Source organism: Parafilimonas terrae (assembly GCF_900115755.1).
Taxonomy (GTDB): domain Bacteria; phylum Bacteroidota; class Bacteroidia; order Chitinophagales; family Chitinophagaceae; genus Parafilimonas; species Parafilimonas terrae.
In genome coordinates this window covers 126,739-142,162 of sequence record NZ_FOXQ01000004.1, presented here as the reverse complement: position 1 = coordinate 142,162, position 15,424 = coordinate 126,739, and the positions used below count along the sequence as shown (strand labels likewise).

11 protein-coding genes are annotated in these 15,424 nt (G+C 39.9%); 10 read left to right on the top strand and 1 reads right to left on the bottom strand.

Annotated features, from left to right (window positions below; all coding sequences use genetic code 11):
- Positions 1–6 precede the first annotated feature (6 nt).
- From BM015_RS08600 to BM015_RS08565, 6 genes are all read left to right on the top strand, one after another.
- Positions 7–978 carry a hypothetical protein gene (locus tag BM015_RS08600; protein WP_090657349.1) on the top strand — a complete coding sequence of 324 codons (972 nt, stop codon included), beginning with the start codon at positions 7–9 and terminating at the stop codon, positions 976–978.
- A 79-nt stretch (positions 979–1,057) separates the two neighbouring features.
- Positions 1,058–1,717, top strand: coding sequence for a phosphoribosylformylglycinamidine synthase subunit PurQ (gene purQ / locus BM015_RS08595; RefSeq protein ID WP_090657347.1), 660 nt, complete (start codon positions 1,058–1,060; stop codon positions 1,715–1,717).
- Between the two features lie 4 nt (positions 1,718–1,721).
- Entirely contained in the window at positions 1,722–2,180 is a 459-nt protein-coding gene (locus BM015_RS08590) for a protein-disulfide reductase DsbD domain-containing protein (protein WP_090657345.1), read from the top strand.
- Positions 2,180–4,156, top strand: coding sequence for a protein-disulfide reductase DsbD family protein (locus tag BM015_RS08585; RefSeq protein ID WP_090657342.1), 1,977 nt, complete (start codon positions 2,180–2,182; stop codon positions 4,154–4,156). The genes BM015_RS08590 and BM015_RS08585 overlap by 1 nt, the downstream gene beginning before the upstream one ends.
- 264 nt (positions 4,157–4,420) lie before the next feature.
- Positions 4,421–7,894: a leucine--tRNA ligase gene (locus tag BM015_RS21820; RefSeq protein ID WP_245751302.1), complete on the top strand. Its 3,474-nt coding sequence runs from the start codon at positions 4,421–4,423 to the stop codon at positions 7,892–7,894.
- A 69-nt stretch (positions 7,895–7,963) separates the two neighbouring features.
- Positions 7,964–9,157, top strand: a complete 1,194-nt coding sequence (locus tag BM015_RS08565) for an NAD(P)-dependent oxidoreductase (RefSeq protein ID WP_090657341.1) — start codon at positions 7,964–7,966, stop codon at positions 9,155–9,157.
- 167 nt (positions 9,158–9,324) lie between these two features.
- On the opposite strand, the gene mtaB is transcribed toward BM015_RS08565, so the two are convergent.
- Positions 9,325–10,596 (bottom strand): tRNA (N(6)-L-threonylcarbamoyladenosine(37)-C(2))-methylthiotransferase MtaB, encoded by a 1,272-nt coding sequence (gene mtaB, locus BM015_RS08560; protein ID WP_090657338.1) that lies wholly within the window; start codon positions 10,594–10,596, stop codon positions 9,325–9,327.
- Between the two features lie 431 nt (positions 10,597–11,027).
- On the opposite strand from mtaB, the gene BM015_RS08550 reads away from it, so the two are divergent.
- The 4 genes from BM015_RS08550 to pyrF all read left to right on the top strand — a co-directional run bounded on the left by BM015_RS08550 (position 11,028) and on the right by pyrF (position 15,406).
- Positions 11,028–13,424, top strand: coding sequence for an ABC transporter permease (locus BM015_RS08550; protein ID WP_090657334.1), 2,397 nt, complete (start codon positions 11,028–11,030; stop codon positions 13,422–13,424).
- A 77-nt stretch (positions 13,425–13,501) separates the two neighbouring features.
- The gene (locus tag BM015_RS08545; protein WP_090657331.1) at positions 13,502–14,134 is read left to right on the top strand and encodes an FMN-binding negative transcriptional regulator; all 633 of its coding nucleotides are present in this window, start codon (positions 13,502–13,504) and stop codon (positions 14,132–14,134) included.
- Positions 14,118–14,561 carry a DUF3592 domain-containing protein gene (locus BM015_RS08540; protein WP_090657329.1) on the top strand — a complete coding sequence of 148 codons (444 nt, stop codon included), beginning with the start codon at positions 14,118–14,120 and terminating at the stop codon, positions 14,559–14,561. The genes BM015_RS08545 and BM015_RS08540 overlap by 17 nt, the downstream gene beginning before the upstream one ends.
- 23 nt (positions 14,562–14,584) lie before the next feature.
- Positions 14,585–15,406 carry an orotidine-5'-phosphate decarboxylase gene (gene pyrF, locus BM015_RS08535; RefSeq protein WP_090657327.1) on the top strand — a complete coding sequence of 274 codons (822 nt, stop codon included), beginning with the start codon at positions 14,585–14,587 and terminating at the stop codon, positions 15,404–15,406.
- Positions 15,407–15,424: the final 18 nt, after the last annotated feature.

Below are 15,424 nucleotides of genomic sequence, written 5' to 3'. Positions count from 1 at the left end.
ACACAAGTGATATCCTTATTTAAAGACAGGTCGGCGGTTTCAGTTTTCTGGCTCATTATTATTTGTTTCGGGCTGCATACAAGTTCTCTTTTACATGCGCCTGATATTATAATTTCTCCCGCTGATGGTTATTTTTATTATATACTGCAGCCTCTAAAAAATGCACAGCCTTATTTTATTTCGTTGCTGTTCATCCTTCTAATTTTCCTGCTGGCAATGCAACTGAATTTTATGCTGAATGCATTGCACATGTTTCCTAAACAAACGAATACGGCAGCGCTGGCCTTTTTGTTGTTTTCAGCATTGCTGCCACAGTTTAATGTGCTAAGCACGGCTTTATTTGCCTGCAATCTTTTTATATGGATATTATACAGCGCCTGCCGTTTATATGCCGCGCCCAATCCCAAGACCTCCATTTTTAATTTTGGCATGCTTTGCGGCTTTTCCATACTATTGTATTATCCCATGCTTCCGCTTATAATTATAGCCTTGCTGGCATTAGTTATTATGCGGTCTTTCAGAATAAATGAATGGTTTGTATTGTTTTTTGGTTTAATAACGCCGGCTTACTTCCTGGCCAGTTATCTTTTCTTAACAGGCAACTTAAAATTTCTTCCAAAACCGCTGCAAATATTCGATATAATTCAACTGCCGGTGCCGCCCATCATGTTTATTATAACTTTTGCCGTTTCAACGCTTATTATACTTTGGGGCATTTTTTCTGTACAAAGCTCAGGCATTAACGCATTGATACAGGTGCGCAAAAGCTGGTCGGTTTTTTTTATTGCCATGCTTCTTTTATTACCGGCAGTGTTTTTTATAAAAGAGGCTTATCCGCTGGTATTGTTACTGGTTATATTGCCCGGCGCTGCTTATACCGGTTATGCATTTGCCAGCAGCCGTAATATTTTACCTGTAATTTTCTTTTGGGTGCTTTTAGGCCTTTCTATATATAACAACTGGTTTGCAAAGTATTAAGCTAATGTTAGTATTAGGAAGATTAATTTTGTAAAGTTGCATCAGGCATATTCATTTGTAAAAAATAAAAAAACTATATATGAAATTTGGCATTGTTGTTTTTCCCGGATCTAATTGCGACAGGGATATGCAGGATGCATTGCAAAACGACATGAATAAAGAGGTGGTAATGCTTTGGCATAAAGATAAAGACCTCAGTATGTTCAGTACCAATGATTGTATAGTGCTGCCCGGCGGGTTTTCTTTTGGCGATTATTTACGCTGCGGCGCCATTGCCCGTTTAAGCCCGATGATGCAAAGCGTGGTTGAATTTGCCAACAAAGGCGGCAAAGTGCTGGGTGTTTGCAATGGTTTCCAGATTTTGTGTGAAAGCGGTTTATTGCCCGGTGCATTATTGCCAAATGGCAACCAGCAATTTGTTTGTAAAAATATTCATCTTAAAAATGCTGCCGGCAATATTTTTAAAATACCTGTAGCGCATGGCGATGGCCGTTATTTTGCAGAAGAGAAAGTGCTGGATGAGCTTGAAAACAATAGCCAGGTAATTTACTATTATTGTGATGATAAGGGTAATGTGGATAAAGCATTTAACCCTAACCATGCTTTAAGAAATATTGCGGGCATTAAAAATAAACAGGGCAATGTTTTTGGCATGATGCCTCACCCGGAACGTGCTGCGTCACCGGCTTTAGGTAATACGGATGGCTTGAAAATTTTTAAGGAATTAGGTTTAAATTAGAGATATGATGAAAAGATTTACGTTAACATTCGCTGCTGTGCTTATTGTATTATCTGCGCTTAATGCGCAGGTGCAGAACCCTGTGAAATGGAATTACACTGCCTCAAAAAAATCTGATAAAGAATACATCGTAACCATTTCGGCTACGCTTGAACCTAATTGGCATATTTATTCTATGAATACGCCAACCGGCGGGCCAGTGCCAACCACCGTAACTTTTAAAAGAAACCCATTGGTTACCATTGATGGCAAAACAACAGAAGATGGCAGGCCTAAAACAGTGCATGATGAAATTTTTGGTATTGATGTAAAATATTATGGCGAAACAGTATCTTTTGTGCAAACTGTAAAATTAAAATCACCTGTAAAAACAAATCTTTCAGGCACTGTTAAGTATATGGTATGCAACGATAAAATGTGTTTACCACCTAAAACCGTTCCTTTTAATATTCAACTACAATAATGCAAAGCCGCTGCATTAAATGCTTTTCTTTATTACTGATTGTATTGGCATGCTGTTTTAACGTGCATGCACAAAACACCCCGGTTCATTTTTCTTTTTCAACAGAAAGAAAAAATGATTCATTGGTGTATCTTAAAATAAAAGCAAAGCTTGATAAAAGTTTTTTGTTGTTTTCTGTTAAACCACTTAATACAGATGATGCTTTTATATCGCAGCTTAATTTAGATAGCAATGCTGCTAAATATCTTGTTGATACAAGCATCACCCAATCTTCCAACCTTCAGTTAATTAACGATGAAAACACTGCAACTACTTTCAGGGCTTTCGCAGATTCAGCAATCATATCTTATCCTTTAAAAATAAAAAAAGAAGATAGCGCTGTTATTAAAGGTTCGTTTGCATGGCTTGGTAAAACTGGTGATGAATTTCCCAGCGGCGAAGAAAAGATTGAAGTGACTGTTGCGCCTGAAAAAGCTTCTATAACAGGCATAAATATTACAGATGAAAAGCCAAAGGGCTGGCTGAACTTTTTCTGGATAGGTTTAATTGCCGGGCTGATTGCCGTATTCACGCCTTGTCTTTATCCTTTGTTCCCGGTAACTATAACTTATTTCATGCATCACTATGGCGGCAAAAAGCAAGGCCGTAAAAATGCATTGTTTTATTCGCTTTGTATCATTCTTATTTATGGCATCCCCACCACATTGCTTACATTAATTTTTGGCGATACCACGTTGTATAAAATCTCCATTCATCCTGTAACCAATTTATTGTTCTTTGCCATTTTCATTGTTTTTGCACTTTCATTTTTTGGTTTGTTTGATATTACACTGCCTTCATCATGGTCAACAAGAACCGATAAGCTTGCAGGCAAAAAAGGTTATATCGGGATATTTTTCATGGCGCTCACTTTGGTGATTGTTTCCTTTAGCTGCACGGGCATTGTAGCAGGGCAATTATTAAGTTATCTTTCATCAGAAGGCATTGCGGCCGGCCCTATTGCGGGTATGTTTGGCTTTGGCGTTGGGCTTGCTTTGCCGTTTACCATACTGGCTTTATTCCCTTCGCTGGTGCATTCATTGCCAAAGAGTGGCGGCTGGCTTAACACCGTTAAAGTAAGCTTTGCCTTTATTGAACTGGCATTAGCGCTGAAATTTTTAAGCAATGTTGATTTGATATATAAATGGCGCCTGCTGGACCGCGAAATTTTTATTGCGCTTTGGATTGTGCTCGCCATATTGCTGGGCATTTATTTGTTGGGCAAGATAAAATTCTATCACGACAGCGATGTGAAGCATTTAACCATCACGCGCCTGTTTTTTGCCATTGCTGCTTTCACCTTTGCTTTATACTTATTGCCCGGCATGTGGGGCGCACCTTTAAAGGCTTTAAGCGGCTGGCTTCCGCCGGACTATACGCTTGATTTTAATTTGTCGAGGGTGCATATTAATGCTGGTTCAAATAACAGCGATGAAACGAAATCCGCAGCATTACCGCCTAAAAAGTTTGCTGATAAAATTTCGGCGCCGCATGGCCTTACCGCTTATTTCGACCTGGATGAAGGCATAGCTGCTGCAAAAGCCTTGCATAAACCTGTTATGCTTGATTTTACAGGTTATTCCTGTTCTAACTGCCGTAGAATGGAAGCGGAGGTATGGAGCGATCCTGAAGTGTTGAAACGAATAAGTGAAAACTTTGTGCTTGTGAGTTTATATGTGGATGAGCCGACAGAATTAGCCGCTGATGAAAGATATAAGAATGCAAGAGGGGAAGAAGTTGAAAATGTAGGCGATAGAAATCTTGATTACGAAATAACCAAATTTGGTTCCAATGCGCAACCCCTGTATATGTTTATTACGGCTGATCAAAAAATACTGAGCAATATTAAATATGGTTATGATCCTGATATTGATAAATTCATAAAGCATCTTGATGCAGCAAAGGCAGCGTTTGAAAGCGAAGAAGCTGCACCATAAACAGAAGCATTTGCCCTGAAAAAACGGCTTTAATTCCGGAAAACTTCATTCCAGTATATTTTCTTAGCTTTTACTTAGGTTTGCAGCCATTGCAAAAATTCTTTTACAATAAGTGTTTTTGTTTAATAATCGGCAGCAGACCTGGCCTTACTGCTGGCTCTCCTGGTTTTCGGAGTTGCAACAATGGTAAACATGGTCAGACTTTTTAAAACATCAAACCGTTAGAAACTGCATCCGTGAACACGTAAACTTTTAAACTTAATTATGGAATATAATTTCAGCGAAATAGAAAAGAAATGGCAGGACTGGTGGACCGCCAATGAAATATATAAAGTAAGCAACGATTCATCCAAACCCAAATATTATGTGCTTGATATGTTTCCTTATCCAAGCGGTGCGGGTTTGCATGTGGGCCATCCGCTGGGCTATATTGCCAGCGATATTTATGCACGTTATAAACGCTTAAAAGGCTTTAATGTTTTGCATCCCATGGGTTATGATGCATTTGGTTTGCCCGCTGAGCAGTATGCTATTGAACATGGCATTCATCCCGCTGTGTCCACGGCGCAGAATATTCAGAACTTCAGGAAGCAAATGGATAAAATTGCTTTCAGTTTCGACTGGTCAAGAGAAGTAAATACCAGCGATCCGTCTTATTATAAATGGACACAATGGATTTTCCTGCAGCTTTTCAAATCATTCTATAACCGTCAAACCAAAAAGGCAGAAAGCATTGATGTGCTGGTTGCTTCGTTTGAAAAAGATGGCAATGAATATCATCCGTTTCCAAATCAGAATTTTCAGTTTCGGCCAACGGTTAACGGTCAGCCGTCAACCGGTAATACATTCACTGCTGAACAATGGAATAATTTCTCTGAGAAGCAACAACAAGATATTCTTATGGAATACCGCCTTGCTTATTGCGGTTATGGCGAAGTGAACTGGTGCGAAGCATTGGGAACAGTGCTGGCGAATGATGAAGTGGTGAATGGCGTGAGTGAACGCGGCGGTTATCCTGTTGTAAAAAAGAAGCTGCGCCAATGGTATTTGCGCATTACTGAATATGCCGACCGCTTGCTGGAAGGCCTGGAAACAGTGGATTTCAGTGAGGCAATGAAAGAAATGCAAACCAACTGGATTGGTAAAAGCTACGGTGCTGAAATTGATTTTAAAATAAGCGACAGCGATAAAAAGCTGCGTGTATTTACTACAAGGCCTGACACCATTTTTGGTGTTGACTTTATGGTGGTTGCACCGGAACATGAACTGGTTGAGGAAATAACAACGCCCGAACAAAAGCAGGAAGTTGAAGAATATATTACCTGGGTCAAAAGCCGCAGTGAGCGTGAGCGCATGGCGGAGAAAACCATTAGCGGTGCATTTACCGGTGCGTATGCAATCAATCCATTTGATAACCGCGAAGTGCCTGTTTATATCAGTGAATATGTGTTGGCGGGTTATGGTACCGGCGCTATTATGGCTGTGCCTTGCGGCGATGAACGCGACTTTCGTTTTGCCAAACATTTCGATATAGAAATTACCAATATTATCGGCGAAGCATTTAATGGCAAAGAAGCCAATCCAACAAAAGATGCGGAACTGGAAAACAGTAATTTTCTTACCGGCATGCTGATGCGTGATGCCATAAAAATAGTAGTTGAAGAAATAGAAGACCTGGGTTATGGCAAGGCCAAGGTGAATTATAAGATGAGGGATGCGGCATTCAGCCGCCAGCGCTATTGGGGCGAACCCTTCCCGATAGTTTGGAAAGATGGCATTGCTTATCCTTTGGATGAAAGCGAATTGCCGCTGGAATTGCCACCTATGGAAGATATAAAACCGGGAAAGGATGGTGAAGGCCCCCTTTCAAACAACTTAAATTGGATTGAAGTTCCTGCAAGTTCAATTATTGACCTCACCCCCAACCCCTCTCCAAAGGAGAGGGGAGCTAAAAGCTCAATGCCCGGATATATTACCAGTACGCCCGAACAATGGAAAATATTATCTGTGTATGCAAAAGAGAACAGACGGAATAAAACTGAAGCTGAAAACAAATTATGGCAGGAATTAAGAAACAGAAATTTAAACGGATGCAAATTCAGAAGGCAACATCCCGTTGCAGGCTATATTCCTGATTTTGTTTGTCTGGAAAAGAAGTTAATTGTGGAAATTGATGGTGAGTATCATAATAAAGAAGAACAGAGAAAATTTGATGAAGTAAGAACTGAATGGCTAAAGGAGTATGAGTATAAATTGATAAGATTTACTAATGATGAAGTTATAGATCATTTGCCGCAGGTATTACAAAAGATCAGCGAAAGTTTAATTGCCGGAGATGATACCGGTGTTGCAGTGGCTCCCTCTCCTTTGGAGAGGGCGGGGGGTGAGGTCGCACTGCGTGAATCTTCCACCATGCCCGGTTACGCCGGCTCTTCCTGGTATTTTCTGCGTTATATGGACCCGCACAATAATGAAACTTTCTGCTCTAAAAAAGCCAGCGATTACTGGAACCAGGTGGATGTGTATGTGGGCGGAACTGAACATGCAGTCGGCCATTTATTATATAGCCGCATGTGGACGAAATTTTTATTTGACCTTGGTTTGATAAGCTTTGATGAACCTTATAAAAAATTGTTGAACCAGGGAATGATACAAGGAAGTTCGAGGTTTGTATATAGGGTAGCTTTATGGTATGAAGGTAAAGATGGGCAGGAAAAACCGAATTTTCCACAGATAGTAGTTTCAAAAGGGCAGTATGGTAATTATAAAGCTAAAAAGGAAGAATTTGATTCTATTATTCGTACGGTAGTCGCCAAAATTTCAAGTAGCGCTAAGATAGAGGCTTATTCTATATATGAAAGTCATGTTGATGTAAACATTGTTGATGGCATTGAATTAGATATAGAAAAATTCAAACAATGGCGTAACGGCGAATATGCAAATGCAATATTTATCTTAGAAGACGGATCAATCTATTCTGAAAGTTCAACAAGCAAGTACATCTGCGGTGTTGAAACCGAAAAAATGTCCAAATCAAAATTCAACACAGTTGACCCTTCTGATCTGGTTGATAAATATGGCGCCGATACTTTCCGCATGTATGAAATGTTTTTAGGGCCGGTGGAGCAAAGCAAACCCTGGGATACAAAAGGTATTGAAGGCGTGCATCGTTTCCTGAGAAAATTCTGGCGTTTATTTTACAAGGAAGTTGCAACGGCTCCCTCTCCTTTGGAGAGGGCGGGGGGTGAGGTTATTGTAACAAATGATAAAGCCACCGATGCTGAATTAAAAATCCTCCATAAAGCCATCAAAAAAATTGAAGAAGATACTGAACGCTTTTCTTATAATACTGCTGTTTCGGCCTTTATGGTTTGCACGAATGAACTGGCCGATTTAAAATGCCATAAGAAAGAAATATTGCAACCGTTGGTTATTATGTTATCTTCTTATGCGCCGTTTATTGCCGAAGAGCTATATCATACTTTGGGCAATGAAGGCAGCGTTTTAGATGCAGTTTATCCAACATTCGATGCAAAATATTTGGTGGAGTCATCCAAAGAATACCCCATCAGCGTAAATGGTAAACTGCGAACAACCATCAATATATCTTTAGACGCTTCTCAAAAAGAAGTGGAAGAAATAGTGCTGCAAAACGATGTGATTCAGAAATGGCTGGATGGCAAAGAACCAAAGAAGATCATCTTTATAAAAAACAGGATGGTAAATATTGTTATTTAATTGTGAGTGGTGAATGGCGGGTAGTGAGGTATTCATTATTCATCATTACTATTCACCAAAACATATTGCATGCCCGTTATAGGTTTAATTCGTGAAGGAAAAATCCCTGCTGATAATCGTGTTGCACTTACGCCTGCCCAATGCAGGTGGCTTTTGAAAAGCACTGACTTTAAAATTCTTGTTCAGCCATCTTCAACGCGCTGTTTCAGCGATAATGAATATGAGCGCTCCGGCGCTGTATTGCAGGAAGACCTTTCGAACTGCGATCTGTTGCTGGGCATTAAAGAAGTGCCGGTAAATATGCTGCTGGCCAATAAAGCCTACATGTTTTTTTCACACACCAAAAAATTGCAGCCGTATAATCAAAAGCTCATGCAGGAAATGGTGAAGAAAAAAATTACATTGATTGACTATGAATGTTTGGAACATGAAGACGGGCAACGTATTATCGGTTTTGGTTTTTTTGCAGGCATAGTTGGTGCGCACAACGGGTTGATGGCTTATGGAGAAAGAACCGGTGCATATAAATTAGGAAGGGTTTATAAACAGAAAGATTATCTCGAATTAATTCATACGTATTTTGGTTTGAAGCTGCCGCCTGTAAAAATTGCAGTAACAGGCAGCGGCCGTGTAGCGCATGGCATTCTCGAAATAATGAATATAGTAGATGTGCAGGAAGTGGAGCCTGATGAATATATAAACAAAACATTTTCTTACCCTGTTTATGTGCATTTAAAAGGTGCAGATTTATATACGCACAAAGAAAAGCGCACTTATACAAGGGACGATTTTCATGCGAATGCGCCGCAGTATGAATGCCTTTTTCAACCATATACTTTGCATACAGATATTTTAATGAACGGCGTTTACTGGGATGCTACTATTCCACGCTTATTTGAGGCAGATGATATAAAGGCGGATGGATTTAAAATACAAACCATTGCGGATATTACCGATGATGCACATGGCAGCATTCCCGTTAACCTTGGCGATTGCACTATAAACGATCCTGTTTATGGTGTTGATAAGGTTACATTGCAACGCACCGCTCCTTATTTAAAAACAAGTATAGATGTAATGGCTGTTGGCAATTTGCCCAACGAGCTGCCCCGCGATGCCAGCCGTTTTTTTGGCGAGCAATTAATAAAGCATGTATTGAGTGATTATATAAAAGGCAGCAGCATTATAGATAAAGCCACTATTTTAAAAGAGGGAAAGCTTACACCCGGCTTTGAATATTTAAGTGATTATGCTAACAGTTAGATTGTTTTCTTGGCTGCAATTAAATGGTTATTCAAGATCTCTAAACTTCAAGGGATTTCTCCTGTCGTCGAAATGACGTTCGAAAAGTTTTGAATTTGCAGTAACCTTAAAGTATTTCTTATTTCAAACTTCCGTTAGGTTAAGTTCAGAGCAGGTATTATAAGCAGTTAAATCTTCCACTCCACAATCTCATTCGCCCATTCATTTCGGTAAGGCGTTGTAATGCGTATGTAGTTATCGGTATAACCTTCCATCATACCGTTTTTATTATGGTCTTCAAACAAAACTTTCCTGGTTTGCCCGGCATGTTGTGCTGTAAAATATTGTAGTTTCTGATAAGACAGGTTGCGCAGAATTTTATTGCGTTCATGCCTTGTATGCACCGGTACAACCGGCTCTATATTCAGCGCTTTGGTATTATCCCTTTCCGAATAAGTGAACACATGCAGGTAAGAAACATCAAGATTGTGCAGGAATTCAAATGTTTCATTAAAGGCAGCCTCATCTTCCGAAGGAAAGCCAACAATCACATCAACACCGATAGCGCAGTGCGGCATAAACTGTTTTATAACAGCTACTTTTTCTGCATACAATTCCCTGCGGTAGCGGCGGCGCATCAGCCCTAAAATTTTATTGCTGCCGCTTTGCAGCGGTATATGAAAATGCGGCATGAAGCGTTTGCTTTCAGCCACAAACTGAATGATCTCGTTCGTTAATAAATTAGGTTCAATGGAAGATATGCGGTACCGTTCTATACCTTCCACATTATCTAATTCCTGTATAAGCTCATAAAAATCCTGCGTGTGTTTTTCACCATCAGGGCCTTTGCCAAAATCGCCGAGGTTTACGCCGGTTAATACAATTTCCTTTACGCCTTTTGCGGCCAGCGTGGCTGCGTTGCGGATAACGTTATCAATACTGTCGCTGCGGCTTTTGCCCCGCGCCATAGGAATGGTGCAGAAAGAACAACTGTAATCGCAGCCATCCTGCACTTTTAAAAAAGTTCTTGTTCTGTCGTTCACAGAAAACGAAGTGTTGAAACCTGTAACCGCCTCAATATCGCAACTGCATATTTTAGCCGAATCATTTTTATGCAGGTCTTTTAAATGCTGTGTGATATTGAATTTTTCAGCAGCGCCAAGCACCAGGTCAACACCAGGTATTGCTGCAATTTCTGTTGGTTTTAACTGTGCATAACAACCGGTTATCACTACCAAACTTTCCGGCGCTTTGCGCTGAATTCTTCTTACTATTTGCCGGCATTCTTTATCGGCATTATCAGTAACGGAGCAGGTATTGATAACATACACATCGGCATTATCATCAAAGTCTTTTTTCTCAAAACCATCTGCTTCCAATAACCTTGAAAGCGTGGATGTTTCTGAGAAATTCAGCTTGCAGCCCAATGTGTGAAATGCTACCGAACGCCGTTTTTGCATAAGCGTGCAAAGATACGGTTTGAAGATTTTTAGCAATTATTTCGGGTGAATTTAAAGGCTCAGTTTAACAAACGCAATGCATTTTCGGGGGCCTGGAAGTGCAATATGTGCTGCCTGTAACTTTTTTTACGGCAAGTTCGTAATTGTACACAGGGTGTTCATTTTCGAACACTCCGTTTATTTGCCACTTACTGAAATGCTTGCTGTACAAGTATTTTGGCTTTGGCACAGTGGTTGAAAAATAAACGTACAAACGGGGATTTGTTGGATTTATGGATTGACAGGATTATGTTGAAGCTGGCAGTATGCTCAGTAGAATTATTGCAGTTGAAGGGAGTGACACAACCGTGCTTAATTGAAATACCAGGGCCGGTAACATATAAAACAAATTTGCAAAGCAAATAAAGAAACCATCAGAAACTTTACGCCTTATGTTCAGGAATTATTTAAAAATTATCTTCAGAAACTTCACCAGGAATAAAACGTTTTCGTTTATCAATATTGCCGGCCTTACCATTGGCCTTACGAGTTGCCTGCTCATTGCGCTGTATATACAGCAGCAATTGAGTTTTGATAAATTTCAGAAGAATGGCGACCGCATTGCCCGTGTAATTATGGAGTATAGTTTTGAAGGCAGCGATGCCAGCAATAAAGGCAATTACACAAGTGTTCGCGTGCCGATGGTAATGAAACAAAACTTCCCCGAAGTAAAGGATGCGGTGATAATGATGAATAGTAAAAAGATCATTCGTTATAATAACAACCTTGTTACAGAAGACAATTTCATGTATGCTGATTCTTCTTTTTTCAACCTGTTCAGCTTTGATTTATTAGAGGGGAATAAACGCACAGCATTGACGGAGCCTTACAGCGTTGTGCTCACACAATCAAGCGCAAAAAAATATTTTGGCAATGAAGACCCGGTTGGTAAAACATTACAACTTTCTGGCGACAGTAATTTCTATAAAATAACAGGCCTGGTTGCCGATTGCCCGGCCAATTCGCAAATACAGTTTGATTTTATTGCTTCTTTTTCAACATTCGGTATGTCGAAAGAATATTATGGCACTTACTGGAACGCCAATTACACAACCTATCTTCTTTTGCATGATAAAAATTCCATCGGCACGCTGCAGGCCAGGCTGCCTGCATTTATGAAAAAAGAAATGGAAGGCCAGCATGCCACCGTAAACTTTTATCTCGAGCCTTTTAATAAAATCCATCTTTATTCCCCGTACGATGCTTTTGCGCCCAATGTAAGCATTACTTACATATACATATTGGCGGGCGTTGCGCTGCTTATATTAATTATAGGCTGTTTCACTTATATTAACTTAAGCACAGCAAGATCTGTTGAACGTGCTAAAGAAGTAAGCATTCGTAAAGTAGCCGGCGCACAAAAAAATCAAATATTCTGGCAGTTTATTGGAGAGTCGGCGGTTGTATGCTGCATCGCTGTTTTGCTTGGCTTGGCATGTGCCGCTTTATTGCTGCCTTCCTTCAGCCAGCTTACCAATCAGCAGTTACAATTGTCTTCATTGTTTTCTTTACCTATACTTGGAGTGGCTATTCTTATTATAGTTATTGTAAGTTTTGCAGCGGGTAGTTACCCTGCACTGGTCTTATCATCTTTTCAGCCTGCAAGGGTTTTAAAAGGCGCTTTTAAAAACGCCGCATCAGGGCAATGGCTAAGAAAATCGCTGATTATTTTCCAGTTTGTAATTTCTGTTTTCCTCATCGTGTCCACATTCATTATTCAGCAGCAATTATATTATATCCAGCATAAAAAACTGGGTTACGACCGGGAGCATGTTTTGGTACTTCCGGTTAGTTATGGCCCTAAAAATGTTGATTTAATTAAAACTGAATTTAAGCAGAACACAGATGTAAAAAACGTTTCACTTTGCTACAATACGCCGGTAAGTATTTTGGGCGGTTATAACATGAGCAAGCCTGAAATGCCTGAAAATGCACAGGTAGCCGTAACGGCCAACCCGGTTGATAACGAGTTTATACCTGCAGCAGGTTTACAGTTAATTGCCGGGGAAAACCTTACAGAGCAGGATTTAAAAGATGTGGCGAATGAAGATGAAAATACGCAGCCTGTCTTTCATTTTATATTGAATGAATCAGCGACCAAACAATTAGGCTGGACGCCGCAGGAAGCTGTTGGCAAAAAAATGTTCCTGGACCGGTCGAGGCCGGGTTATGTGAGGGGTGTGGTAAAGGATTTTAATTTTCAATCGCTGCGTAATCCTATCAAACCGGTGGTGCTTTTTCCAAGCCCTTATGGCAATACTTTAATGGTGAAGATAACCGGTAACCGCATTCCGCAAACCATTTCGTTTTTGCAGGAAAAATGGAAAACACTTGTTCCCGAAAGGCCTTTTGATTACCGGTTTTTAGATGATGATTACAACAAGCTTTATCAAAATGAATTAAGGCTTGGAAAGATCATGAACATATTTGCATCCATAGCCATTATACTTGCCTGCATTGGCCTGTTTGGATTGTCTGCTTATTCTGCACAGCAGCGGGTTAAGGAAATTGGCGTGCGTAAAGTGCTTGGCGCAACGGTAAGCAATATTGTTTTTGTGTTATCGAGAGATTTTATAAAGCTTGCATTCATTGCTGCATTGATCGCTTTCCCAATTGCATGGTGGGCTATGCATAACTGGCTGCAGAATTATGAATACCGCATAAGCATTGAATGGTGGGTATTTGTTGTTACGGCGCTGGCAACATTATTAATAGCATTGATAACGGTAAGTTTCCAGGCTATAAAGGCAGCGTTGAGCAACCCGGTGAAGAATTTAAGAACGGAATAGATGATTAAGCTGTAAAGAGATTGTTTCTCCTGAAGTAATTATAAACTTCACATAGGTTGTTTTATCTTTAAACGCTTATGTACAATGTTCCATATTTCAAGGCGGCAAACCATAAAGATATAACTGATTTTATGCACGCACATCCTTTTATTCTTTTGTGCGGATGCAATAAAAATAACCAGCCTGTTGCCACACATATTCCTGTATTAATAGAGGAAAGGGAAGATAAAATATTTTTGCAGGCGCATGTAATGCGCAAACAAAAACATACATTGGCTTTTGAAGAAAACCCCAATGTGCTTGCTATATTTTCTGGCGCCCATAGTTATGTAAGCGCAAGCTGGTATGAAAAGAAAGATGTTGCCAGCACCTGGAATTACCAGGCCGTACATGCCGGTGGAATATTGCATTGGAAAGATGATAATTTTCTTTATGCCCTGCTTGAAAAGCTTACCGCAAATTTTGAAGCCAGCCCGCATTCACCTGCATTGGTTGAAAAGATGGATGAAGCATATATGCATAATATGATGAAAGCAATTGTGGCTTTTGAAATAGAGATAACATCAGTTGAGCATATATTTAAATTAAGCCAGAACCGTGATGAAAAAAGTTATGAAAACATAATTGAACATTTAAGTGGCGGTGATGCTGATGCAAAGGCTGTTGCTCAAACAATGAAAGAAAATAAAACCAATGTTTTCAGAAAATAATATCAATCTATTTTTACCCTACATATTTATAGTTGTTGGTTTGGGTGTTATGTTATATGGGCTCCTCAAAAAGACCACAACTCTAATGCTTATTGAAAACGGTAAAAAGGCTGAAGGAATAATATTTGAGATGAAGGGCCGGTCTTCAGGTTCATTAAGCTCTTTTGACAGCATTGCTTATAATAAAATAATCGTAAGATTTGTAACTGACAAGCTGGAATGGGTAACCGCAGAGGCGCAAAATGAATTTGGATTGTTTTATTCAGGCCAGTATAAAATAGGAGAAAGCGTGGAAGTAATGTATGATCCTCATGATCCAAAAAGATTTATAATTATTACAGAACAATCAGAAGGTAATGCAAGGCTATTTGCTAAAATTGTAGGCCTAATATTTATAATAGCAGGTATATATAAATTATTTAATTGAATTTAGCCAGATAAATAAATTGAATGAACCGCTCTCAGCTCACCGGACAAATCAAAGCAAAACAATCTTATCTCTGTGTTGGCCTTGATACTGATGTTACAAAAATCCCCGCGCATCTTCAATCGCAGCCGCAGGCTGTATTGCAATTCAATAAAGCCATTATTGACGCTACAAAAAACTATTGTGTTGCCTATAAAATAAACACCGCCTTCTATGAAGTGTATGGCCTGAAAGGCTGGGAAATACTGGAAGAAACGCTGGCATATATTCCGTCAACACATTTTACCATTGCCGATGCAAAGCGCGGAGACATTGGCAATACATCTGCCCAATATGCCAGAACGTTTTTTGAAACTTACAGCTTTGATGCCGTAACCGTAGCGCCTTATATGGGTGAGGACAGCATCAGGCCTTTTCTTGAATATACAGATAAATTCACCATTGTGCTTGGCCTTACTTCCAATAAAGGCGCCGGCGATTTTGAGTATCTTAAAACCAATACCGGTAATTATTTTTATGAGGAAGTAATCAGCAAAATTTCAACCTGGGGCACGCAGGATAACTTAATGTTTGTAGTGGGCGCCACGCAGGCAAAAGAGCTGGAGAATATACGTAAAATCATTCCTAGTAATTTTTTGCTTATACCCGGCGTTGGCGCACAGGGCGGCAGCCTGGAAGATGTAAGCAAATACGGAATGAATAAAGATTGCGGATTGCTCGTGAATGTTGGCCGTTCAATTCTCTATGCTTCAACGCAGGAAGATTTTGCTGAAACTGCAGCTACTGTTTCCAAAGAATACCAGCAACAAATGACCGGCTGCCTGAAAACATATTTGCCAGTTTAAATACATTAACCTGATCAT